Source organism: Cetobacterium sp. 2A (assembly GCF_014250685.1).
Classification (GTDB): domain Bacteria; phylum Fusobacteriota; class Fusobacteriia; order Fusobacteriales; family Fusobacteriaceae; genus Cetobacterium.
On the sequence record NZ_JACFAJ010000006.1, the window covers coordinates 595,220 to 617,515 of the forward strand.

21 protein-coding genes and 2 rRNA genes are annotated in these 22,296 nt (G+C 32.6%); 3 read left to right on the forward strand and 20 right to left on the reverse strand.

Annotated features, from left to right (window positions below):
• Window position 1: 1 nt before the first annotated feature.
• The 3 genes from H3N56_RS06785 to H3N56_RS06795 are packed head-to-tail and all read right to left on the reverse strand — an operon-like array spanning window position 2 to window position 3,628.
• Window positions 2–586 (reverse strand): sugar transferase, encoded by a 585-nt coding sequence (locus H3N56_RS06785; protein ID WP_185880474.1) that lies wholly within the window; start codon window positions 584–586, stop codon window positions 2–4.
• Complete coding sequence (locus H3N56_RS06790; RefSeq protein ID WP_185880475.1) at window positions 586–1,755, reverse strand: LegC family aminotransferase; 1,170 nt, start codon at window positions 1,753–1,755, stop codon at window positions 586–588. Before H3N56_RS06790 ends, H3N56_RS06785 begins: the two co-directional genes overlap by 1 nt.
• A gap of 22 nt (window positions 1,756–1,777) precedes the next feature.
• Window positions 1,778–3,628, reverse strand: coding sequence for a nucleoside-diphosphate sugar epimerase/dehydratase (locus tag H3N56_RS06795; RefSeq protein WP_221893445.1), 1,851 nt, complete (start codon window positions 3,626–3,628; stop codon window positions 1,778–1,780).
• Window positions 3,629–3,695: 67 nt separating this feature from the next.
• On the opposite strand from H3N56_RS06795, the gene H3N56_RS06800 reads away from it, so the two are divergent.
• Window positions 3,696–4,106 carry a VanZ family protein gene (locus H3N56_RS06800; protein WP_185880476.1) on the forward strand — a complete coding sequence of 137 codons (411 nt, stop codon included), beginning with the start codon at window positions 3,696–3,698 and terminating at the stop codon, window positions 4,104–4,106.
• A gap of 71 nt (window positions 4,107–4,177) precedes the next feature.
• On the opposite strand, the gene H3N56_RS06805 is transcribed toward H3N56_RS06800, so the two are convergent.
• The 4 genes from H3N56_RS06805 to H3N56_RS06820 all read right to left on the reverse strand — a co-directional run bounded on the left by H3N56_RS06805 (window position 4,178) and on the right by H3N56_RS06820 (window position 5,566).
• Window positions 4,178–4,849: a hypothetical protein gene (locus H3N56_RS06805; RefSeq protein WP_185880477.1), complete on the reverse strand. Its 672-nt coding sequence runs from the start codon at window positions 4,847–4,849 to the stop codon at window positions 4,178–4,180.
• Window positions 4,850–5,056 carry a hypothetical protein gene (locus H3N56_RS06810; protein ID WP_185880478.1) on the reverse strand — a complete coding sequence of 69 codons (207 nt, stop codon included), beginning with the start codon at window positions 5,054–5,056 and terminating at the stop codon, window positions 4,850–4,852.
• Between the two features lies 1 nt (window position 5,057).
• Window positions 5,058–5,273 carry a hypothetical protein gene (locus H3N56_RS06815; protein WP_185880479.1) on the reverse strand — a complete coding sequence of 72 codons (216 nt, stop codon included), beginning with the start codon at window positions 5,271–5,273 and terminating at the stop codon, window positions 5,058–5,060.
• Window positions 5,274–5,353: 80 nt separating this feature from the next.
• The gene (locus tag H3N56_RS06820) at window positions 5,354–5,566 is read right to left on the reverse strand and encodes an HTH domain-containing protein (protein ID WP_185880480.1); all 213 of its coding nucleotides are present in this window, start codon (window positions 5,564–5,566) and stop codon (window positions 5,354–5,356) included.
• 135 nt (window positions 5,567–5,701) lie between these two features.
• Between H3N56_RS06820 and H3N56_RS06825 the strand changes: the two genes are divergently transcribed.
• Entirely contained in the window at window positions 5,702–6,040 is a 339-nt protein-coding gene (locus H3N56_RS06825) for a hypothetical protein (RefSeq protein WP_185880481.1), read from the forward strand.
• Between the two features lie 107 nt (window positions 6,041–6,147).
• On the opposite strand, the gene H3N56_RS06830 is transcribed toward H3N56_RS06825, so the two are convergent.
• Together H3N56_RS06830 and H3N56_RS06835 are read right to left on the reverse strand one after the other, a co-directional pair.
• On the reverse strand, window positions 6,148–8,643 hold the full coding sequence (locus H3N56_RS06830) for an autotransporter domain-containing protein (RefSeq protein ID WP_185880482.1): 2,496 nt from the start codon (window positions 8,641–8,643) through the stop codon (window positions 6,148–6,150).
• A 42-nt stretch (window positions 8,644–8,685) separates the two neighbouring features.
• On the reverse strand, window positions 8,686–9,753 hold the full coding sequence (locus tag H3N56_RS06835) for a glycosyltransferase family 9 protein (protein ID WP_185880483.1): 1,068 nt from the start codon (window positions 9,751–9,753) through the stop codon (window positions 8,686–8,688).
• A 118-nt stretch (window positions 9,754–9,871) separates the two neighbouring features.
• Between H3N56_RS06835 and H3N56_RS06840 the strand changes: the two genes are divergently transcribed.
• Complete coding sequence (locus H3N56_RS06840) at window positions 9,872–10,543, forward strand: lipopolysaccharide core heptose(II) kinase RfaY (RefSeq protein ID WP_185880484.1); 672 nt, start codon at window positions 9,872–9,874, stop codon at window positions 10,541–10,543.
• A 12-nt stretch (window positions 10,544–10,555) separates the two neighbouring features.
• Here the strand turns inward: H3N56_RS06840 and H3N56_RS06845 are convergent, their stop codons facing one another.
• The 11 genes from H3N56_RS06845 to H3N56_RS06895 form a co-directional block, all read right to left on the reverse strand.
• On the reverse strand, window positions 10,556–11,119 hold the full coding sequence (locus H3N56_RS06845) for an HD-GYP domain-containing protein (RefSeq protein WP_185880485.1): 564 nt from the start codon (window positions 11,117–11,119) through the stop codon (window positions 10,556–10,558).
• Between the two features lie 3 nt (window positions 11,120–11,122).
• Complete coding sequence (locus tag H3N56_RS06850) at window positions 11,123–11,692, reverse strand: hypothetical protein (protein WP_185880486.1); 570 nt, start codon at window positions 11,690–11,692, stop codon at window positions 11,123–11,125.
• Window positions 11,693–11,811: 119 nt separating this feature from the next.
• A complete protein-coding gene (locus tag H3N56_RS06855) occupies window positions 11,812–12,999 on the reverse strand; it encodes an O-antigen ligase (protein ID WP_185880487.1) in 1,188 nt (395 codons plus the stop codon).
• On the reverse strand, window positions 12,992–13,888 hold the full coding sequence (locus H3N56_RS06860) for a glycosyltransferase family 8 protein (protein WP_185880488.1): 897 nt from the start codon (window positions 13,886–13,888) through the stop codon (window positions 12,992–12,994). Before H3N56_RS06860 ends, H3N56_RS06855 begins: the two co-directional genes overlap by 8 nt.
• Window positions 13,885–14,928 (reverse strand): glycosyltransferase family 9 protein, encoded by a 1,044-nt coding sequence (locus H3N56_RS06865; RefSeq protein WP_185880489.1) that lies wholly within the window; start codon window positions 14,926–14,928, stop codon window positions 13,885–13,887. Before H3N56_RS06865 ends, H3N56_RS06860 begins: the two co-directional genes overlap by 4 nt.
• Window positions 14,925–16,118, reverse strand: a complete 1,194-nt coding sequence (locus H3N56_RS06870; RefSeq protein WP_185880490.1) for a glycosyltransferase — start codon at window positions 16,116–16,118, stop codon at window positions 14,925–14,927. The genes H3N56_RS06865 and H3N56_RS06870 overlap by 4 nt, the downstream gene beginning before the upstream one ends.
• Entirely contained in the window at window positions 16,115–16,867 is a 753-nt protein-coding gene (locus H3N56_RS06875) for a lipopolysaccharide core heptose(II) kinase RfaY (RefSeq protein WP_185880491.1), read from the reverse strand. The genes H3N56_RS06870 and H3N56_RS06875 overlap by 4 nt, the downstream gene beginning before the upstream one ends.
• Window positions 16,864–18,015, reverse strand: coding sequence for a glycosyltransferase (locus H3N56_RS06880; protein ID WP_185880492.1), 1,152 nt, complete (start codon window positions 18,013–18,015; stop codon window positions 16,864–16,866). The genes H3N56_RS06875 and H3N56_RS06880 overlap by 4 nt, the downstream gene beginning before the upstream one ends.
• Complete coding sequence (locus H3N56_RS06885) at window positions 17,993–19,063, reverse strand: glycosyltransferase family 9 protein (protein WP_185880493.1); 1,071 nt, start codon at window positions 19,061–19,063, stop codon at window positions 17,993–17,995. Before H3N56_RS06885 ends, H3N56_RS06880 begins: the two co-directional genes overlap by 23 nt.
• A 78-nt stretch (window positions 19,064–19,141) precedes the next feature.
• Window positions 19,142–19,258 (reverse strand): 5S ribosomal RNA (gene rrf / locus H3N56_RS06890).
• 53 nt (window positions 19,259–19,311) lie between these two features.
• Window positions 19,312–22,225, reverse strand: a 23S ribosomal RNA gene (locus H3N56_RS06895).
• Window positions 22,226–22,296 lie beyond the last annotated feature (71 nt).

Consider the following 22,296-nt stretch of genomic DNA (forward strand, 5'->3'; position numbering starts at 1 on the left):
TCTATTTCCCCATAAATTTTTCTGCTGTTACATTTCCTTCTTGCACTATACCTTCCTTAACAAAAACCTTCGTTATAGTTAAAAATAATATTTTTATATCCATGACAAAGTTGTAGCTATTTATATATTCAATGTCCAATTTGAACTTTTCTTCCCACGAAATGGCATTCCTTCCATTTATTTGTGCCCAACCCGTAACTCCTGGCCTTACTTCGTGTCTCCTTGCTTGTTCAGGTGTATATCTATCCAAATACTCTACAAGAAGAGGTCTTGGCCCTACAAGGCTCATATCTCCTTTTAAAACATTCCACAGTTCTGGAAGTTCATCTAAGCTAGTAGCTCTCAATTTTTTCCCGAAAGGAGTAAGTCTATCTGCATCACTAGCATCTCCATCTCTCATAGATCTAAACTTATACATAGTAAAAATCTTCCCATCTTTTCCTGGTCTTTCTTGTTTAAATATCACAGGACTTCCTAGGTTTTTTCTTATAAGATATCCAGTTATAAGCAGTACAGGGCTCAAGAATATAAGTCCCAATCCACTAGCAATAATATCTATAAATCTCTTAAAAAAATTTCTATACATTATCTTTTAAACTCCTTAAGCTTAGCTATTACATAATCTGCTTCTTCATCTGTAAGATTAGATGAACATGGTATATTTAAAACTCTATCATAGTACCATTCAGCTACTTCTGTTCCAGAAGACTCATGATTTAGATAAGATTTTTGTTGGTGTATCAATCCCCAGATAGGTCTTGTTTGGATATTAGAATTTACTAACTCAAGTAATAGTTCATCCTTGTTTAATCCATATTTTTCTTTATCTACGACCACTGAATAGAACCAATGATTTGCACGGTTATTTTCATTAAAAGGTACTAGTGTTAATCCATCTATCCCTTCTATAGCTTCCTCATATTTTTTAAAATTCTTTATCTTTGTTTCAATAAAGCTCTCCAGTCTATCTAGTTGGTCTGTTCCTAAAGCTGCTTGAAGATTTAGCATTCTATAGTTATATCCTATTTCATCATGGATGAAGTAAAGAGGATCAGTTTTTGCTTGAACACTTAAAAATCTTATTTTATCAAGGAATTCTTGGTCATTAGAAACAACCATTCCTCCTCCTCCAGTTGTTATTATCTTATTTGCATTGAATGAGTAAACGCCAGCATGTCCTATTGTTCCCGCATACTTTCCAGCATATTTTCCTTCTGTATAATATGTTCCTAGAGCTTCTGTTGCATCCTCTAAAACTATAAGATTATACTTCTCAGCTATCTCCATAATTCTTTCCATATCTGCCATATTTCCAAATACATGAACTACTACTAATACTTTTATTGCTTTACCAGTTTTTTTATTATAAAGAGTTCCATCAATCATCTCACAATTTTCAGAACAGAATTTTTCAATAAGATTTGGATCCATACAAAGACTATGGTCACATCCTATGAATACAGGCTCAGCTCCAAGATATGTTATTGGATTAACTGCAGCAATAAATGTAAGTGTAGGTGCTAGCACTTCTTGATTCTTATCTACTCCAAACACCCTTAAAGACGTATGAAGACCAGCAGTTCCACTTTGTAATCCCACTGCATCAACACATTTCACATAATTCTTCATTTTACTTTCAAACTCAGATATGAATCTTCCCCCAGTAGAAACCCATCCACTCTCAAGGCATTCCCTTAAATTTTCTAGTACTGGCTCTACAGCAAGATTTGGTAGTGATAATCCTATTGTTTTCATATTCCCCCCTAAGTATCTATTCCTAGACCGCTTGTTTTTTATGATGATCTGGTTCTCTATATGAAACTATAAATTGTTTCATAAGAGCCTTTAATTCATCTCTATTTGGTATCTTAACTGCTTCTTTTAATTGAGCTATATGGATATGAATATCCATATCTCCCTCATCTATCTGAGTGATAAATATTTTTTTATTAGAAGTTTTTTTAGCACTATTTACGTCATATAGAAGCTCTTCGTATAGTTTTTCTCCTGGACGAAGTCCAACTATTTCTACATCTACATCTGCATTCGAAAGCTTTATCATAGAACGAGCTAAATCTATTATCTTTATAGGTTCTCCCATATCTAGTATAAATACCTCACCACCATTCCCAAGTGTTCCAGCCTCCATAACTAGTTGAGCTGCTTCTGGTATAGTCATGAAATATCTAGTTATATCCGGATGAGTAAGAGTTAGATTTTTCCCCTCTTCTATAAGCTTTTTAAATATTGGAATCACAGATCCATTACTTCCAAGTACATTTCCAAATCTTACAGCCATGAATTTTGTTTTACTTATTTTATTCATATGCTCAACAACAAGTTCACAACCTCTCTTTGTTGCTCCCATTATGTTAGTTGGATTTACAGCCTTATCTGTAGAGATAAGTACAAATCTTTCTGTATCATACTTATCTGCTGCCAGTGTAAGGTTCTGAGTTCCAAATATATTATTCTTTATAGCTTCTTCTGGATTATGCTCCATCAGTGGTACATGCTTATGTGCCGCTGCATGGAATACTATACTAGGTCTATATTTTGAAAATAATAAATCTACTTTATCTCTTTCTCTGATATTACATATTTCACTCACTAAATTAATATCAGGATATGCTCTTTTAAGCTCTAACTCTAAGAAATATATAGCATTTTCATTTACATCTATTGTCACTAGTTTTTTAGGATTGTATCTCGCTATTTGCCTAGCCAGCTCACTTCCTATACTTCCTGCTCCACCAGTTACAAATACTGTTTTTCCCTCTATCAATTCTCTAATGCTATCTCCATTTACTAGAACTTGTTCTCTTCCTAAAAGATCTTCTATACTAACGTCTCTTATCTGGCTAGATAGTCCATTTTCATATAACATATCATCTAAACTAGGTAGAATTTTTATATCTATATTTTCATATTTTTTTACTTCATCGACCACAGCTTTTATTTTCTTTTTCTCTATACTAGGTATCGCTATGATTATAACTTCAATCTCAAGCTGACTAAGTATCAAAGGTAATTTTTCTATGTTTCCTAAAACTTTGATTCCATTTATATATGTGTTTCTCTTTTTTTTATCATCATCAATTATTCCAACTATTGTATATGGAAAATTTAAATTTGTTATGCTCTCACGAATTAGAGTAGCTCCACCCTCTCCTCCACCGTAAATTAAAATTGGTCTTTTAACAACATTTTTTCTAAGTACAGATTTGTATGATCTATTCAATCTGAAAATATATCTAGAAAAAAGTTGTGACGACAGTACAAACATAAACCCACCAAAAACTATACTTCTTGAAAAACTTTGACCTGTCATCGAGAAATACACAATTTCTCCTATAAAAGCTCCAAGATTTATCCATATAAGTTTTAAAACATCCAATGAATTTGTATAACTCCAAGACTTGGATGCCTCTTTATAAAGAACATAAAGAGTTAAATATATTACTGTATAAACCAAGTAATATTTATAATCCATTTGGTTTAACCAAAGTCTTTCATGCCGTAATACAATAGCCAAGGTAAATCCAACCTTAATTCCAAGTATATCAAGTATGATTTTAACCAAATTTCTTCGGTTGGAAAAAATATCTCCAACAACTGATGATTTCAAAAAAATCCCCCCACGACCAAATTTTTTTGCTATAATATCCTTAAAAACTTTTCAAGGATGTGAAGATATGAAAAATCTATTTAAATTATTAACTCTTGCAATAATTGCTCTAATCTTCTATTTCTCCAGTCAGCCTGTAACAATATCTTTAAAACAATCAAATTTTATAGCTGATTTTTTTAATTTCAATCTTCCGTTCATAGATATTAGAAAACTTGCACACTTTGTTATCTATTTATCTTTAGGTTTTTGTTTTTGCTTAGCTTTTGAAGTTAAAACTAAAAAACAATTTTTTCTAACGATGCTCTTCATCTTTATTTTTGCCTGTAGTGATGAACTCCATCAGTCTTTCTCTCCTGGAAGAGGTCCCAGATTCTCAGATGTTCTCATTGATACCCTAGGTTCATTTTTTGGTATAAATATGGCAATTATTGCAAGAAGATTGTACAAATTTCTCCTTTGTTCTGATACATTATAACATACTTATGTTTTATTATGATCTAAAATAGTTCAAAAAATGTCGTTATGTTCATATAAATTATCAATGATTCAATTCAGTATTATTTCCTGAATTATATCGTATCTAAATCTAGAATTCCCAATAACTTTCAATGCTGTTAGCTGTGCCTCTGGATAGTTTAACTTTGCCAATTCATAGGCCTTATCCTTGATTACATTTTGCTCGTTTTCACTCATTTTATTGAAAAATATATCTAAAAGTTTCTTTCTATCCATATCAGTAGCGGTATACTTCTTTTCAAGTCTCTTGTACAAGTCCTCATTTTCTGGGACCGCTTTTTCTACCGAAGCGTTCATAATCTTTTTATTATTTTTTATTTTATTATTATAATTATAATAATTATTTTCATCGCTTTTTTCAGCCCGAAACAGATTATAAAAATCTTCAGATAACTTTACAAATATATAGCTTCCTGGAAACTCATCAACTTGTCTTAAAACTTTCTTTGTTACAAGTCCAAGCTTTTCATATTTTTCCAATCTTTTCCTAATTGGGTCCGTTGAAGTAAATCCTAAAACTGGTAACCACTCTATCATCGCTTTGTAATTTAGCCAAATATATCTATCTCCATCAAAATACTTTGTAACAGTTTTTGGTAAGCTATCCACTTTAAATATGTAGTTGAATATAACGGCATCTACAAGGTTTAATCCGTTACTGTTTAAATAATCTTGTGATATTCCAAGTATGACTCTTAACATCTATACATCCTCCTCCTCTACAAGATTTACAAGACTTGGTACATAGATTCTGATTGATCTCTTTCCAACCCTAATCCCATGTATCCTCTCCTCCTCAAGAGCTCTTCTTATTTTATCCACACTCATAAATCCATTCAAATCTTTCATAGATGCATACATTCCATATTTTTTTATAAGCCTCTTCTCTAACTCAGTATCTCTTTTCAAACTACACCCCCATTGCCATATAAAATATGACATCCGTTTTCAAGTAATATCTTCCGTTATGAATTTCTGCTTCAATCTCTTCGTTCTTAATTGCTCTTCTTAAGGATTTTTCACTTATTGTTGTATATCTTGAAAGTTCATCTAAAGTCACTTCTGCCCCCAAAAGTTTTCTTGCCATATCCATTTGATGTTTGGCTACATTTTCAGTACTTTCCATAATTTAATTCACTCTCCCCAAAATTATTTTCTACATTCCCTTTATATCTTAATTTTTTTCTTAAAGATACAGGACATTTTTTATAACTTCTTATTTCGCTCTAAAATTAATTTTCCAGCTCTTCTCCTAATCAACTCACCTTCTCCGGATATAGTCTCTTTAATTTTTTTAATATCCCTTCGTATAGTTCTAGTCGTACAATCAAAATATATAGCTTCTAATTCTTCCCCGTTGTAACACCCTTCTCTAAATTTCTCCAGTAAAACTACACGTCTTTTTCTCCCATTTTCCATATGATAATTCCCCCTTCTAAAAAAAATAAAAAAATTATTTAGTCTAGACTGCTGTTATTACTTTATTTTTCTCGAAATGTTAAACTATTTTTAGTCAGAGGCCAAAGACAAAAATATTCTGTGGGAGGTAATTTTATGAGTACAATTAAAAATCCAGTTGATGTTGTTTTAACGGTAGGTGAAGTAAAGACTTATTTGGAAGAAATGATTCCTAAGAAAGTTTCATCTATCAACAGAGAGGACAACTATTTAAAAGAGTATGAGAATGACAAGGCATCTTTTGACAAGGTTACAGAAGACATGAATAGCAGTGTTGCTTTTCCGGCTGATTCCCCGTATCTATCTTATGCAAATTGGCTAGATGCTCTTGAAAAGCAAATGAACACATCTATGAGTTCTGTTTCTAGAATCAATAGAGAAAGAGCAGAGCTGGCTGCTTATAGAAACTATATGGAAAATGTAACAGGAGAGTAATTCAAAATGAAAATAACGATATTTCGTTGTTTCTATATTCTGATAAGCTTCTTTTGTTCCAGCAACAAAAAAAAGTAGGGGAGCGGATTATTCCGCTTCTCTACTTTTTAAAATCTCATCTCAACTCCTGTTGAAACTTCATATTCATTTGATGTTTCTAGTACATATCTGTAATTTACATATAGTCTTAAATTTTCCTTTGAGTTTTTAAATATATCCCAATCGATTCCAATTTTCTTTCTAGTTTTATCCTTCTCATACATATCTAGTTTCAAGGAATCCTGACTCATTTTATCCAAAGTAAACTCTACACTTCTCTTAGGATCTCCAAGTTCTGATTCAATCAAAGCCTTTATCTTAAAATCATTCTTCCAGTTATTTGTAAGATTAAATATTCTACCAATACCAAGTTCAAGCTTTCCTAAACTATATGATGTATTAAGTTTTTTTAACTTAAGAGCATAATCACTCCCGCTCTCATCAATTGATTTTTCAGATATATAAATGTATCTTAGGTTTGCTTTCGGTTCCAAATAAAAATCTCCACTCCAGTATCTTTTAGCAACAACTCCATCTATTCCAAAATAACTATTCTTAATTTTAGAGTCTATACTTTCATTTATATTCTCATATGTATACGAATCTTTTCCATCATAATTTAAATAATCTATATTTAATTTTCTATTTAAATCTCCATTAGAATATCCTCCAAATAGAGATAAAACACCTTTTACTTTCTCTTTATTGTATGTCACAAATCCTGTTCCCTGATATATGTCATCATCTCTTCTAGAATCTCCATCATATTTAACTCTTGAACTACTATAGCTAAATACTCCTCCCAATCTAAAAGTTGAGTTCAGTCTCTTTGCTACTCCCATATGAACACTATAGATATTTTGTCTGTACGGAGTTACATAATCATCTCTTCGTTGCTTTATAGTATCCCCTGTATATCCAAAGATATAACTATAATCTTTCTCGTCACCACTATTTAAAAGTAGATTATCTGTCAGTGAATCTAAAGAGTAATACACAGAATCTAGTGTCTGATTTAAAAGAGTAGAATTTATATCTAAACCAAAAATTTTAGAAGCTCTATCATTTAAAATATTTTGATCTGTAGTACTTAAAAGCATATTATAGATATTATCCTTAGTTGGATTAGTACTCTCATAATAGTTGCTATCCAAATAATCTCCTAAGTTATTTGGAGTCATTATCTCTTGAAAACTCATTCTAGATATCGTTAAGACTCCGTTGTTATTTTCTAATATTTTATAGATTGGATTATTTGAATATACATTTCCATTTAGTGCTCCGTTTACTCCAAGCTCTATCTGTCTAGTACTTCCAACATTATCCAAATAAAGAGGTGTAAAGCTATTTCCAACATATAAGTCAGTATTTAGAGTTGGACCATTTAATGTCCCTCCCTTTTCCATTACAAGCTTTATATCACTTGTTCCAAGTGAGTTCCCATTCGTAGCATCTATATTTCCAAAGTTATATATTGTCCCGCCTGTTCCATGAAGTCCTGTTCCTAGAGAACCAAATTCATGAAGATTTACTTCTCCTTTATTTATAGCAACAGCACCATCTTTTAAACAAAAAGCATATGTATTTGCTGAATTTGCATTTATAGTTCCTAGAGGTGAATTAGTAACTACAACATCGGCTTGTCCTGTCATTCCAGAATAATTTGAACCATTTACATTTATTATTCCAGAGTTTTCAGCTGTTCCAGAATTTTGTACATACATAGCTCCATTTGGAGTTACTAGCCCTCCATTTTCTGGACCAGCATTCACATTGATTGTTCCAAAATTTAAAATTTTACCTCCATCTATAGTATACATTCCTGCTGTCGTATCAGTAATTGTTATAGTGCCGTTGTTTATGGCCTCTCCATTTCCATGTAATTCAATTCCAAGCCCACCATTATTTATATTTATCTCTCCATTATTTACTACTTTCCCAACTCCAGATAAATATATTCCACTTCTTCCAATTCCATCAATAACTCCACCGACTTCATTTGTAAATGTAGAATTATTTCTAACGTATACTCCAATTCCTTGGACTCCTATCATATGTATATTTCCAGAATTTGAACCAGTTGATCCGTCTGTTATGTACATCCCTTTTCCAAAGTCATCTAAATTTATAGTTCCAGCATTTACTACTTTTCCTCCGTTTGATGCTACCATCCCTACTAAAAGGCTTTCTGAATTTCCATTTATTGTCACAGTATTTTTATTTGTCAAAGTATATCCAGATGCTACAGCTCCCATACCGTATCTAAATCCTGATGTAGAATCTATAGTCAAATCTTCTGAAGTATCTAAACTTTGTCCTTCCAACCACACATCATTAAAAAATATTCTCTCAGGTAGAGGTGGAACTGGAGGAGTTACTATAGGAGGTGTTGTCGGTGGAACTTCATTCCCATCAACACTAGAATTTTTATTTAAAAAAACTTTAGAATTCTCTTCCATTTTAAAGTATTTAAAATTTAAAAATATATTCAAAGATTCAGAGGCTAGTCCAAAGTCTTTTAAAACAAAAAAAAGCGACGCTAAAAATATAATTTTTCTCTTCATCTCTCCTCCAGAAAACATGCCATTTTCTGAGTATATACTATATTAAATTTTAAAATCCTTGAAATCAAAACTATTTATATCTATCTCTTCTCCGATATTATGATTTCCTTTGGCATAAATTATTTTAGCCTTATCTGAATTTGGTCCCCAAACTATTGAGTTTTTATCTGTCCCTACATCCTCTCTATAGAAAGCAATTATTGGCTTATCATGAGCAACTGCTATATGTACTATAGAAGTATCTGGCGAGATAACTAAGTCCGAACCTTTTATAAGTTCAGATACAGCCATAATTCCAGAAAGCTTTGGAACAAAAACTCTATCTCTATATTTATATCTAATTGGTTCCACTAAACTTAAATTTTCTTTGGTAGCTAAAATAAAAATCGCTGAATCAGTTTCTTTTATAAGTTTTTCTACTACCTTATCTATATTCTCTTTATTTAAACTTCTATGTTTACTAGCTGCAAATGGATTAAATACTATCTTCATAGGAAACTCTCCTATTCCATCTAATATCTTTTTAACTTCTTCTTTAACATCCATACTGACTTCCAAGTCATAACTCATATTTATATTTTCAACTTTTAAAATTTCTAAAACCTTTCTATATATATTAGTGATGTGTTTTGGAGTTTCATCCTTTTCAAAAGTCAAATCAAACAGATTCCACCCTTTCTTATCAAAACCCATATTATGTTTTGCTTTGCAAAGATTTATAAACATCATCTGCTGAACTCTTAACATCTCTGTAAAATCTATCAGCAAATCATATTTTTCATCAGCTATCTCTTTTGCCAGTTCTTTTATATTTGCAGTCCCCTTTTTATAGTCATATATCTTATCCACATATTTATTATTTTCAATAATAGCTTTTGCCCCGTCTCTTGCAACCACGCCAATTTTAATATCTGGATATTGTTTTTTTATCTCTCTAAACATAGGAGTATTTATTACCATATCTCCTATCTTTCCATCATACCTTAAAAATAGAATAGATTTGTATCCATTATTTTCTACTTTTTCTTTTCTGTCCCATATCCATCTTCCAATAGCTAGTCTCTTTGGTCTTAAATAATCTTGAACAACCCTATTTAATTTTCTCAACATATTTTTCTCCCCGTTATTTTATATCAAACATTATATCACATATATTTTTTAAATTTTGTTCTATTCTTTTTGGATAGTATAATTAATTTGCTATTAATAATCCGGGGGGAATAAAATTATGAAAGATAGCTTAGGGGATTTTAATCTTTATATCGAAAATGGTGATGAAAAGTTTAAAGAAATTTTCAGTAGGTTTATATCTAAAGAGATTGAATCAGAAGTTGTGGCTCAAAATAAATACTCATCTGTCTACTTTCTAGAATTTAACGGAGTGAAATATGTCCTTAAGAAATTTAATGAAAATCCAAAGAAAAAGATAACAAGGGGATTGGAATGTATGTTTTTTAAGAGTACTGCAAGAAAGATGTTTGATAAATCTCAAGCATCACATAAAGCTGGATTTAGTAAGGTAGTTAAAATATATTTAGCTGCTGATAAAAAGGGAATAGTTACTAAAGAAAGCTATATTTTAATGGAATTTATCGATGGAATAGAAGTTGAAAAGTTAGGCCGTTTAAACAACTCATTTAAAACTAGACTTTTTAACGTTTTAGAAAAAATGCACGAGCATAACATAATATCTGGCGACCCTAATCCAAAAAATTTTATCTTGAGTAAAGATGGTAGAATCCGAATAATAGATTTTACAAAGAGAGATAAAAATCCCTTCTACTGCGGAAAAGACATCGGTATTTTCAATAGAATCTACGAAACCAATTTCAAAAAAAATAGCTTACCTCTTTTACTTTACAATTTAGAAATTTTAAAAAAATATATATTTAGAAAATAAAAAGGAGAACTTTTAGTTCTCCCATTTCGTTTGGAATGCAAGTTTTATCTTATCTTCAAATACTTCAAATATAGCAACTATATAGGGATCAAAGCTTTTTCCACTTTCATCTCTTAAAACTTCTAATGCCTCTTCGTGAGTAAAAGCTCTCTTATATGGTCTTGTACTTGTTAGTAGTGCATTATAACAATCAGCAACACTTACAATTCTGGCTTCTATTGGTATCTCATTTCCAATAAGGCCAGAGGGATAACCTTGTCCATTCCATTTTTCATGATGATAAAGTATTATATTTACGACTACCATGCTCATATCTATTTGATGCAATTCTTTTATTCCCAGTTTTGGATGTTGCTTTATAGTTTCAAATTCTTCAATACTCAATTTTTCTTTTTTATTTAAGATTTTTTCTGGAATTCTTTTCTTTCCTATATCGTGTAACATAGCTCCTTTTTTCATTTCCTCTATATCCACTTTATCAAAATTCATAAATTCTGCTAGTAGCTCCGTATATTTGCTTGTTTGTTGCATATGCATTAACAAATTTCTTTCTAAATTATACTTATCTATAAACATTATTTAACACTCCAATTCTAATAAATAATTATCAATTTTCAATAGATTCAAATATACTTCACCGTGCTCTTCTATCAAATATTCTTCATTTTTCAGATGCAGATATATCTTATAGAACTGAGTTTTTCCAACATTAAAATTCTCTGGTTTTATCTCTTTCTTATTAAAAATTCCTTTTGAATTAGCATAAAGTTTTAGTATCATAAGTATGTATCCCTTTGTATCGTATAGTTGATACAATAATTCTATAGCTACTTTTTGTACCAAATGCAGAAAAACATTTTTATATATTTCATTGTTTACTATTCCCTTTTTACAAAATACAAACTCCTCTAGAATAGTTTCCTCTAACGCCTCAATTTCCATTTGAATTTCTGGAAAATCCATTTCACCATTGGATAAAAACTTAAAGCAATTAAATACCAATTCGCCCTCTCGTAAACAGGTATTATTAGATATCACTTTTCCATTGGCAGCTATACTCTTTGTTACTACTTTTCCACTTTTTACTATAAAAAATTTGTCCTCCAATAAATAATATTTTTTATGAGCCTTCAAATGAATCTTTCCCAATGAACATCCCCCTCTCCTATCTATACCCATTTAATAGAATAATATATATATACATAATATTCTTTCCATTTACGGAATAAAAAAAGCCTAAGATACCTCCAGTATCTTAGACTCTTTTTTTATTGTTTATTTCTTAGATAATCAGAATATAAAAACCCAACTAATAAAAGGGATATTCCTGTTAAATCCAAATATTTTATAGGTGTTTCGAAAAATCCAAAAAGTTCTATGGATAAAAGTGTAAAAAATGCCATTCCATAATCTATATTTCTATTTCTAAATGTTACATATAATAACTTTAGCATATATACTGCGTAAGATATAACTCCAATAATTCCCATAGTTGATAATACGTAGAAGAAATTATTATGAGAATGTCCATGTTTTATCTTAGGAACATGAATATATCTCTCCTCTATTTCACCATTTTTAAAATTCTTTTCACTAAATCCTACTCCATTTATTGGTGATCCTTTAAACATTTCAAAGGCCTGTTTCCAGTGTTCTAATCTTCCTAGGTTACTGTTATCATTTTTTAGATTAGTTATACTCTCTAGCCTTTTTACATATTTATTTTCTGGATTTTTATATACCATTACACTAAGTAATGTAATTCCAACTAAAATAGGTATTATACTTTTCCTTTTAAATTTTAAAATAAGTCCAAGTACCATGCAAACAATAAGAGCTACCCAATTAGCACGATTTTGTGTTCTAACTATTGCAATAACTGTTGGAATAAGTAGAGCAATTAATCCTGCTGTTTCATAATTTTTATTCTTTCTATATGTCAGTAAACATAGGATTACAATAATTCCTATCATTAATACCGGAGCATATCTCCAAACTTGAACTCCACCACTTATTCTCTCACCGTTATAAAGTCCCTGTATATATCCCCATTTTTCTAAAAATGAAAGACTCAATCTACTTACAAATGCAAGTGCTCCAACTAGTAAAAACTTTTTTTTCTCATCACTTTTTATTTTAAATTGTGAGATGTAAATTGGAATCATCATAAATGTTGCCATATCAAAGAAACTATCTCTAACTCCTTTGAAATCAAAAGCATCAATTCCACTTATAGCAACTGCTCCTAAAACTAATCCTATATATATCTCTAAACCTGTTTTTTCATATTTTTTGGTACTATAAACTTTAAATAAACTAATTGGAAGTATCAAATAATTCAAAACTCTTGATGAATATTTATTACTCCAAAAAAGTAAAACTATTAAAATTATTAAAGATATTTTAAATATAAAATTTAGTTTATCTGATTTTCTATTTAAAACTGCACTATTCATTAATTTTTCTCCTAAATTTCATAATATATCTATATTTTCTAGTTTTCAATTTAAACTTTACTAATTCTCTAACCAAAATATTCTTTAAACTTCTATTTTCTTCAGAATATCCCTTCCAAGGTGTAAGGTTTAAATATCTCCAGTAATTCTTTTTAAAAGGTGTTGTACTTCTACAATCCCAAGGTTTAATAGAACCTGTATAATGAATAAGTGAAATATCATCCATATTTAAATTATTTTCCTCTGAATTTCCATGGGTATAATTCCATGTGACATTTTCAAGTGTAAAATCATCTTCAAAAATGATATTTAAAGCATCCTGCTCATTTAACTGAAGTTCTCTATCTGGATTTATAGAAAATTCTATTGTTTTTATAAACTTTTTATTTTCACGGATTTTTTCTAAATCCATAACCATTACTCCTGCATTGAAGTAATTTCTAGATAGAGATAATCCAAGTCTTGATAGACTTGATTTTTGATCCTTTTTTCCATCTGGAATAGTTATTATTGATTTACCTTTGAAATCTGAGTTATATAGATTCTCTAAAGGTTTTTCTACTATTATATCACAATCTATATAGATAGCTTTTTTCTCATCTTTTAAAAATTCTGGAATGTATAGTCTTCCAAAAACTATTATATCAAGATGAGTATTTTCTCCAACTTTAAAATTTTTTAAGATGCTCTCATCTATTTTTATAAAATCTACAGTTGAACCAAACTTACAGCATATCCCCTCTATTCTTCCTCTACTTCTATCACTCAAATTACTATATATTATTTTTACATTCCACTTCTCTTTACTATTCATTAGCACAGAAATTAGAGTTGCCCCTAAATGTCTAGCATAATTATTTCTCTCATTTATAATAAGAACTAAATTCATAAAAGCTCCTCTACTTTTTTAATAACCTCCAATGGATCAACACTATTTATTTTACCATTTCCAAAGTATTCTTCCTTTAAAGAGTCTATTTTTTCTGGAATAACTATCTCTATTCCATCGTATTGAGAGTGATTGAACTGAGTATTGGATGTAAATACTCCTACTATTTTCTTATTTAATCCAAAAGCAAAATTATAAAGTCCTGAATCAACTCCAAGATACATTTTACTTGAGTTTATAATCTGAATTGTTTCATCTAGAGAAAGTGAATTTGTTAAATCTAATATTCCATACTCTTTAAAATCTAATTCTTTTTTTAGTTCATCTATAAATTTTTTCTCAAGTTCACCCTTCCCAAGTAAAACTATTCCCTTGAAAAGATTTGATTTTGCTATTCCTATTAAAATATCTTTAAATTTTTCAGGAGATAGCATTCTCTTACGATCCATTGATCCGACTCCAACCGAGAGAAAATCAGAATATTTTTCATCTTTTGAATATATATCATTTAAAGTTGGTCTTATATCTTGTAAAGTCAATTTTTTAAAAAAATACTCATTGTAAAATCTTAAAATATCCTTCATAACATATATGTCATCTCTTTTGAATACCTCATGGTAATACTCATTCATCTTTGGATGATGTTTATTTTCAACAGTTATTTTCCCAACATCTTTTAAATATTTTATGTATATATCATGCTGATCAAACTCTAAAGATATGATTTCATTTATTCCTAAATTTGCAATATCTTTTATTAGACTTATCTTGCCTTTAGTTGTCTTTCTATGAGCATCTGTATATACGTATATATTCTTTAATCCTATTTTTTTTAAAAAATGAACAGTTTTATCTTTACACATAACTATGATATTATCCTCACCAAATTTTTCTAAAAATTCATTTAGAATCTTTTGTCTAACGATATTGTCTCCTATACCATCCGTTGATGTTAAAAGTTTTTTGGTTCCACTTTTAAAACTGATAGGATTAATTTTAAAGTATAAATCTATCATCTTCTCTCTAAGTGTCTTTTTCATATTCCCCCGTTATCCATCATCTTTTCATATTCTTTGATAACTACATTTTTATTAAAATCCATTTTTCTATTTCTAGTCTTTTCCAGTAAATTTGACTTTACTTTCTCATCTTTTAAAATGTTTTGTAGATTTTCTGCTAATGCTTCAAAGTCCCCCACTTTGTATAACACTCCAGCTTCTCCATTTGAAAGAATCTCTTTTGGTCCAGTTGGACAATCTGAAGATATAACAACTTTATCACAAATCATAGCTTCTATTAAAACTGTTGGCAACCCTTCATATTTTGAACTATGCACAAATATATTTGAATTTTTCATCCAAACATATGGATTCTTAGTAAGTCCTATCAGTTTAACCTTGTCTGCAATATCCAGTGTTGTAATCATCTCTTCAATCTCTTTTCTGTCTGGTCCATCTCCAACTATATATAACTTTGTATCAACACCTCTATCTTTTAAAATCTTAAAAGCTTTTAGAAGTGTGTCATAATCTTTTTGATTGGTATCCAGTCTTGAAACAGCCACACAGTAGTCATCTTTTAACATCTCTTTTTCAGAAGTTGTAAGTCCCTCCTCTGAAACTGAGAGTTTTTCTATTCTATCAAAATTGAAAGGGTTATATATTCTCTCTACCTTTCCTTGTAAAAATGGATAGATAGTTTCTATCTCCTCTTTCATTTCATCACAGATTGCAATGACTTTATCATATTTATTAAGTCTGTCTCCAAACCTTTTTATCTTACTCTCAGTTCTTTTAAGACTCGGAATAGAGTTGTGAATCCAAACTACTGATTTTTTTAAGTTTAATTTATCTATATACTTAGTTGCTCCCCAGTCAAAATCAATAAATAAATCTACATCTCCAATCTCTTTTAAAAGTTCAGATGTTCTTTTAAAAACTAAATTATTTTCCTTCGCCATCATAATATTATACATAAGTTTATGGTATAAGTTTTTCTTTCTGTCTTTATGATACTCAGTTGCAAGTATTACCTCTTGTGATTTTAAAAAGTAATATTTGATATCTTCAGGAATATCTTTTTCAAAAATATTTTTATCTTTACAGTCATCCTCAATAAAAAGTATTATCTCATACTTATTTCTATCTATAGTTTGAAGGACTTCAATTAAAACTCTTTCAAGTCCACCCATTCTAAGACTACCGCTTCTAAAAACTATCTTCTTTTTCATATCTTCCACCCTTTATTTCTCAAACCTCTCTTGAGATTTCTTATTTTATCAACAAATGGTATCTGTTTAAATCCCTTTATCATAAAAGCTAGCATATATCCTAAACTATCTTTTCTTGTTTCCATCTTCTCATCCACTGGATAATTAAAAGACATAACTAAAAGATCTCTTTTAAGAGTTAAAATATCATAACTTCTTTTAAAGTTCCAAAAGCTCTCTCTTTTTCCTTGAGTATCTATTATCTTTATTCCATCTTTAGTCTTTATAAAGTTTGAAGTATTCAAATCTCCGTGGTATATTCCAGCACTATGAATATGCTTTACTATCTCTACAACTGAATCTATATCCTCTTCTGTTCTTAAAATATCTCCCTCTATATAATCCATAAGAATAAAACTTTCCTCTATGAACATTCCTCTTTTAACTACAACAACTCTTGGAACTATGAATTCATTATATCCTTCTTTTGCGTACTGACTAAGATTCATAAGACTATTTAGAGCTTCTCCCTTTTTAAACATAGTTTGAACTCTTCTTTGAGGAATAACTGTCTCTGCCTTTGGAGATTTTAAAACGTACTGCTTTCCAGCTATCTCCACTCTAGCAACAAAGTTTCTCTCTGTATCCTTATATCTATCTATAACATTGTACTTCTTATTTACTATATCTTTTCCAAGAGAAAGAGTATCTACTCTATCCGTTATTCTATAGTATATTTGGTAACCCCTATACTCTGTACTACTTATCATGTTGTTTTTTCTCCTACTAAGTTTTTAAACTCTTCTTTTATATTATGAACTGAAAACTCATTTACTCTAGTCTTCATTTGAGATAAAAACTCATCCCTTAAATTCTCATTTTCTAAAATTTCATATACTGAATCTCCAAATTTCTTCTTATCTCCAAGAGGTATAAGAGCTCCAAATTTTCCGTCTCCTAAAATCTCTTTTGGTCCAGTTGGACAATCATATGCCACAACTATTGATTTACAAATCATAGCTTCAATTAGAACTGTTGGCAATCCTTCACCATATGACGGATGTAAAAACATCTTACTATTTTTCATCCAAGGATATGGATTTTCTTTTTGCCCAAGAAGTAAAACTTCATCTTGAAGTCCATTCTCATCTATTCTCTTTTGAAGTTCGGCTCTTTCTGAACCCTCTCCTAAAATATAGAGCTTTTCTTTTACTCCTCTTTTTTTCAGGTCTAAATAGATATCTATTAAATCCAATCTTCCCTTTCCAGGAACAAGTCTAGAAACAGCAACCATATATGAACCAGAGATTTTTTCTACCTCTGACTTTCTAATTATTTCATCTATATCCATAGGATTATAAATTCTTACCCCTCTATCTTTCACAGTTGGGTAAACTTCATTTAGTTCCTCTTTCATTTCATCACATATAACAACTATCTTGTCATATTTTTCAAGTCTCTCTCTAAATCTTTCCCTCTTCTTACCCTTTTTAGCTTCTAAAGAGTAGTGACACCATCCTATTTTTTCGTATGGCACCTCATCTAAATATTTTCCTAGACTCATATCAAAATCTATAACTGAATCATAGCTATTATTTTTAAAATACTCTTTTAACCATCTTTTCATTTCAAGTCTTTCATAAGCTACAACGATTTGATACATCGCTCTATAGAATATATTACCTCTTTTTTTAGAAATATTCTCTCTCATTTCTACAAGTTTTTCACTCTTTATAAATTCACATTTAACATTTTCTGGAATATCCTTATAAAAGACATTCTTAGCAGGATTATTTTCCTTTATAAGAAGTGTTATATCTAAATCTTTATCCTTTGAAATACCTTGTAGATATGAAATTAAAACTCTTTCTATTCCACCCATGAATAGTTGACCATTATATATTAATATTTTTTTCAACTTTTTTCCCCTTCGCAATAAACTTTTTAATAACACCATCAATTTTCATTAAGACATATTCAGGAGTTATCAATTTATATTTTTCAACATAAGTTAGTTCATCATAGTTTTTAGAATTCATCTCACAAGGTTCAACCCCAGTATGTCTTTCATTATTTTTTGAAAGCCACTGTTTTTTAGATGAACTTGGACTAAATATTGCAAAACTTGGAATATCTATAGCTTGTGCCATATGTCTTGGTCCACCTTCGTTACCTACAAACATATCACAATTTTGAAGAAGGTTTCCAAGCTCTCTTATACTTTTAGTCTCTATATTTGAAAATACTCTGGCATCATTTCCTAAAGTTCTATGTACGCTCTTTGCAAACTCTTTTTCTGCTGGCGAATAATAGAATATAATCTGACAGTCATATTTCTCAAGACAGCCCTTTATAATTTCAACCATATTTTCAATTGGATAAACTTTTTCTGATCTTCTAGAATTTATACTAAAAGCTATCACAAGTTTATTAAAATCTAGACCTGATTCTTCCATCTTCTCTCTCATGTAAAGATTTTCAGCTCCACTAAAATTCAAGAAATAATTTGGGTTATACTCTATAAAAGATCCACTCTCTTCTATAGGTTTTAACATCTGTAAGAACTTCTCTGCTTTATCAAAGTCATCAGATGGTTCTTTTATTCTATGTGTATACGTATAACCTCTCCAACTTTTCTTTCTCCCTATTCTAAATTTAGCTCCAGGAGAAAAAAGAGTAAAAAATTCACTCTTTGGTGTAGACATTATATCGATTACTATATCATACTTTGTTCTTGTCACTTTCCAAACCTTAGCTATGTATTTTAGAAAATTCTTTCTTTCTTCCTCTGTGATAACTATTACATTATCTATATGAGGTTGATTTTCAAAAAGAGGTGCTATATGTTCATACACGACATAATCAATTTGCGAATTTGGATAACTTTCTTTTAACGAGCTACATATAACCGACGAAAGTATCGCGTCTCCAATCTGCTTAAATCTCACAACAAGTATCTTCTTCATATCTACTCCTTTCCGAAACATTTGCCTATATTATAACACACTTTTAATTTTCCAAAAAATACAAAAAATAAAAAAAAAGATTGGCAACTACTTATCCTCCCAGGGGGCTGCCCCCCAAGTACTTTCAGCGTTTATGAGCTTAACTTCCAGGTTCGAAATGTTACTGGGTGTACCCTCATAGCTATCGTTGCCAATCAATATTCAAATGTCTTTGGAACACTTGAAACTATATAGTAGTTGAGATTTATTAGGTTAAAACTTCGACATATTAGTATTGGTCAGCTAAAAGTATCGCTACTCTTACACCCCCAACCTATCAACCTCCTAGTCTCGAAGGTGTCTTAAAGAATACTTATCTTGAAGTCAGTTTCCCGCTTAGATGCTTTCAGCGGTTATCTGTTCCAAACGTGACTACCCAGCTGTGCCACTGGCGTGACAACTGGTACATCAGAGGTTTGTCCATCCCGGTCCTCTCGTACTAAGGACAGATCTTCTCAATATTCTAACGCCTACAGTGGATAGGGACCGAACTGTCTCACGACGTTCTGAACCCAGCTCACGTACCGCTTTAATGGGCGAACAGCCCAACCCTTGGGACCTTCTCCAGCCCCAGGATGCGATGAGCCGACATCGAGGTGCCAAACTCTACCGTCGATATGGACTCTCGGGTAGAATCAGCCTGTTATCCCCAGGGTAGCTTTTATCCGTTGAGCGACGACCCTTCCATTCGGAATCGCCGGATCACTATGTCCTGCTTTCGCACCTGCTCGACCCGTCAGTCTCGCAGTTAAGCTCCCTTCTGCCATTGCACTCTCCGGTTGATTTCCATCCAACCTGAGGGAACCTTTGAACGCCTCCGTTACTCTTTCGGAGGCGACCGCCCCAGTCAAACTGCCCACCTAGCACTGTCTCCGAGGGTACAAACCTCAGATTAGAATTTCGATGTAGTATGGTTGGTATTCCACCGTTGACTCCGCGTAATCTAGCGACCACGCATCATAGTCTCCCAACTATCCTATACATACGACACCAAAACCCAATACCAAGCTACAGTAAAGCTCCATGGGGTCTTTCCGTCCTACTGCAGGTAATCGGTATCTTCACCGATAATACAATTTCACCAGGCCTCCCGTCAAGACAGCTCTCAGATCGTTACACCATTCGTGCAGGTCGGAACTTACCCGACAAGGAATTTCGCTACCTTAGGACCGTTATAGTTACGGCCGCCGTTCACCGGGGCTTCAATTCGGAGCTCTCACTCCTCCTCTTAACCTTCCGGCACTGGGCAGGTGTCAGCCCATATACATCGCCTTACAGCTTAGCATAGACCTGTGTTTTTGTTAAACAGTCGCCTGAGACTCTTCACTGCGGCCTCTCACAGCTTTGCGACGCGTGTTCGCTGACCATGAAAGGCACCCCTTCTCCCGAAGTTACGGGGCAATTTTGCAGAGTTCCTTAACGAGAGTTAGCCTGTCCGCCTTAGATTTCTCATCCTGACCACCTGTGTCGGTTTGGGGTACGGGCACTAATATCTTTAAACGCTTAGAAGCTTTTCTCGGCAGTGTGGTATTTGCACCTTCATCTTACGACTCCGTATCACGCCTCAGATCTAGTCTCGCGGATTTTCCTACGAGACCACCCTACACGCTTACACTGGCACTTCCGTTCGCCAGCGTGCATAACCTCCTGCGTCCCTCCATCACTCAATATCAGTGGCACAGAAATATTAATCTGTTTTCCATTCGCCTACGCATTATAGCCTCGGCTTAGGACCCGGCTTACCCAGGGAAGACAAACTTTACCCTGGAACCCTTGGTCTTCCGGCGTGGGAGATTCTCGCTCCCATTCTCGCTACTTATTCCTGCATTCTCACTTCTGATACCTCCAGAGTCGCTTACGCTTCTCCTTCAACGGCCTACAGAACGCTCTCCTACCAATTGCTTACGCAATTCCACAGCTTCGGTTTATAACTTAGCCCCGTTACATTGTCGGCGCAGAGACTCTCGACCAGTGAGCTATTACGCACTCTTTAAAGGTATGGCTGCTTCTAAGCCAACCTCCTGGTTGTTTGTGAATCTCCACCTCCTTTCCCACTTAGTTATAATTAGGGACCTTAGCTGGTGGTCTGGGTTGTTTCCCTTTTGACCATGGAAGTTAATTCCCATAGTCTCACTCCTGAGCTCTTAAATTATGGTATTCGGAGTTTGATTGATTTCGGTAAGCAATATGCCCCCTAGATCATTCAGTGCTCTACCCCCATAATTGAACACTCAAGGCTGCACCTAAATGCATTTCGGAGAGAACGAGCTATCTCCTGGTTCGATTGGCTTTTCACCCCTAAACCTACCTCATCTCCCAACTTTTCAACGGCGGTGAGTTCGGGCCTCCACTGTGTCTTACCACAGCTTCACCCTGGACAGGCTTAGATCACCAGGTTTCGCGTCTACGCCCAGCGACTATGTCGCCCTATTCAGACTCGGTTTCCCTTCGGCTCCGTTAAACTTAACCTTGCCACTGAACGTAACTCGCAGGATCATTCTCCAAAAGGCACGCCATCACCCCGAAGGGCTCTGACCGCTTGTAAGCACATGATTTCAGGTTCTATTTCACTCCCCTCCCGGGGTTCTTTTCACCTTTCCCTCACGGTACTATGCGCTATCGGTTAGTAAGAGTATTTAGCCTTACGAGATATGGTCCTCGCTGATTCACACAGAATTCCTCGTGTTCCGTGCTACTTGGGATTAGTTACGCATTTGAAACAGGTTACCTGTACGGGGCTATCACCCTCTACGGCGAACTTTTCCAAGTTCTTCCAGTTCGGTGTTTCAAAATGCTGAAAGCTTTACAGACTTTCTAGAGACTATCCCGCTACCCCATATACACAACGGCTGTAACCTTGACATGTATATGGTTTAGGCTCACCCCCGTTCGCTCGCCGCTACTTAGGGGATCGTTTTTACTTTCTTTTCCTCGCGTTACTTAGATGTTTCAGTTCACGCGGTTCCCTCTTTCGTGCTAAGACTCCATCTTAGCAGATTTCTCCATTCGGAAATCCTAGAATCAATGTTCGATTGCAACTCCTCTAGGCTTATCGCAGCTTACCACGTCCTTCATCGGCTCTTACTACCAAGGCATCCTTCATGTGCCCTTAATATCTTAACCTATTTTTATTTGACAGACTAACTACTCAAAGATTATTTGAATTGTTAGTTATTTGTTAATTATTCTCTCAA

What these genes read in the sequence shown, in the direction of transcription:
- H3N56_RS06785 (WP_185880474.1), bottom strand. Translation starts at nt 586, where the DNA reads ATGTATAGAAATTTTTTTAAGAGATTTATAGATATTATTGCTAGTGGA.
- H3N56_RS06790 (WP_185880475.1), bottom strand. Translation starts at nt 1,755, where the DNA reads ATGAAAACAATAGGATTATCACTACCAAATCTTGCTGTAGAGCCAGTA.
- H3N56_RS06800 (WP_185880476.1), top strand. Translation starts at nt 3,696, where the DNA reads ATGAAAAATCTATTTAAATTATTAACTCTTGCAATAATTGCTCTAATC.
- H3N56_RS06805 (WP_185880477.1), bottom strand. Translation starts at nt 4,849, where the DNA reads ATGTTAAGAGTCATACTTGGAATATCACAAGATTATTTAAACAGTAAC.
- H3N56_RS06815 (WP_185880479.1), bottom strand. Translation starts at nt 5,273, where the DNA reads ATGGAAAGTACTGAAAATGTAGCCAAACATCAAATGGATATGGCAAGA.
- H3N56_RS06820 (WP_185880480.1), bottom strand. Translation starts at nt 5,566, where the DNA reads ATGGAAAATGGGAGAAAAAGACGTGTAGTTTTACTGGAGAAATTTAGA.
- H3N56_RS06825 (WP_185880481.1), top strand. Translation starts at nt 5,702, where the DNA reads ATGAGTACAATTAAAAATCCAGTTGATGTTGTTTTAACGGTAGGTGAA.
- H3N56_RS06830 (WP_185880482.1), bottom strand. Translation starts at nt 8,643, where the DNA reads ATGAAGAGAAAAATTATATTTTTAGCGTCGCTTTTTTTTGTTTTAAAA.
- H3N56_RS06835 (WP_185880483.1), bottom strand. Translation starts at nt 9,753, where the DNA reads ATGTTGAGAAAATTAAATAGGGTTGTTCAAGATTATTTAAGACCAAAG.
- H3N56_RS06840 (WP_185880484.1), top strand. Translation starts at nt 9,872, where the DNA reads ATGAAAGATAGCTTAGGGGATTTTAATCTTTATATCGAAAATGGTGAT.
- H3N56_RS06845 (WP_185880485.1), bottom strand. Translation starts at nt 11,119, where the DNA reads ATGTTTATAGATAAGTATAATTTAGAAAGAAATTTGTTAATGCATATG.
- H3N56_RS06855 (WP_185880487.1), bottom strand. Translation starts at nt 12,999, where the DNA reads ATGAATAGTGCAGTTTTAAATAGAAAATCAGATAAACTAAATTTTATA.
- H3N56_RS06860 (WP_185880488.1), bottom strand. Translation starts at nt 13,888, where the DNA reads ATGAATTTAGTTCTTATTATAAATGAGAGAAATAATTATGCTAGACAT.
- H3N56_RS06865 (WP_185880489.1), bottom strand. Translation starts at nt 14,928, where the DNA reads ATGAAAAAGACACTTAGAGAGAAGATGATAGATTTATACTTTAAAATT.
- H3N56_RS06870 (WP_185880490.1), bottom strand. Translation starts at nt 16,118, where the DNA reads ATGAAAAAGAAGATAGTTTTTAGAAGCGGTAGTCTTAGAATGGGTGGA.
- H3N56_RS06875 (WP_185880491.1), bottom strand. Translation starts at nt 16,867, where the DNA reads ATGATAAGTAGTACAGAGTATAGGGGTTACCAAATATACTATAGAATA.
- H3N56_RS06885 (WP_185880493.1), bottom strand. Translation starts at nt 19,063, where the DNA reads ATGAAGAAGATACTTGTTGTGAGATTTAAGCAGATTGGAGACGCGATA.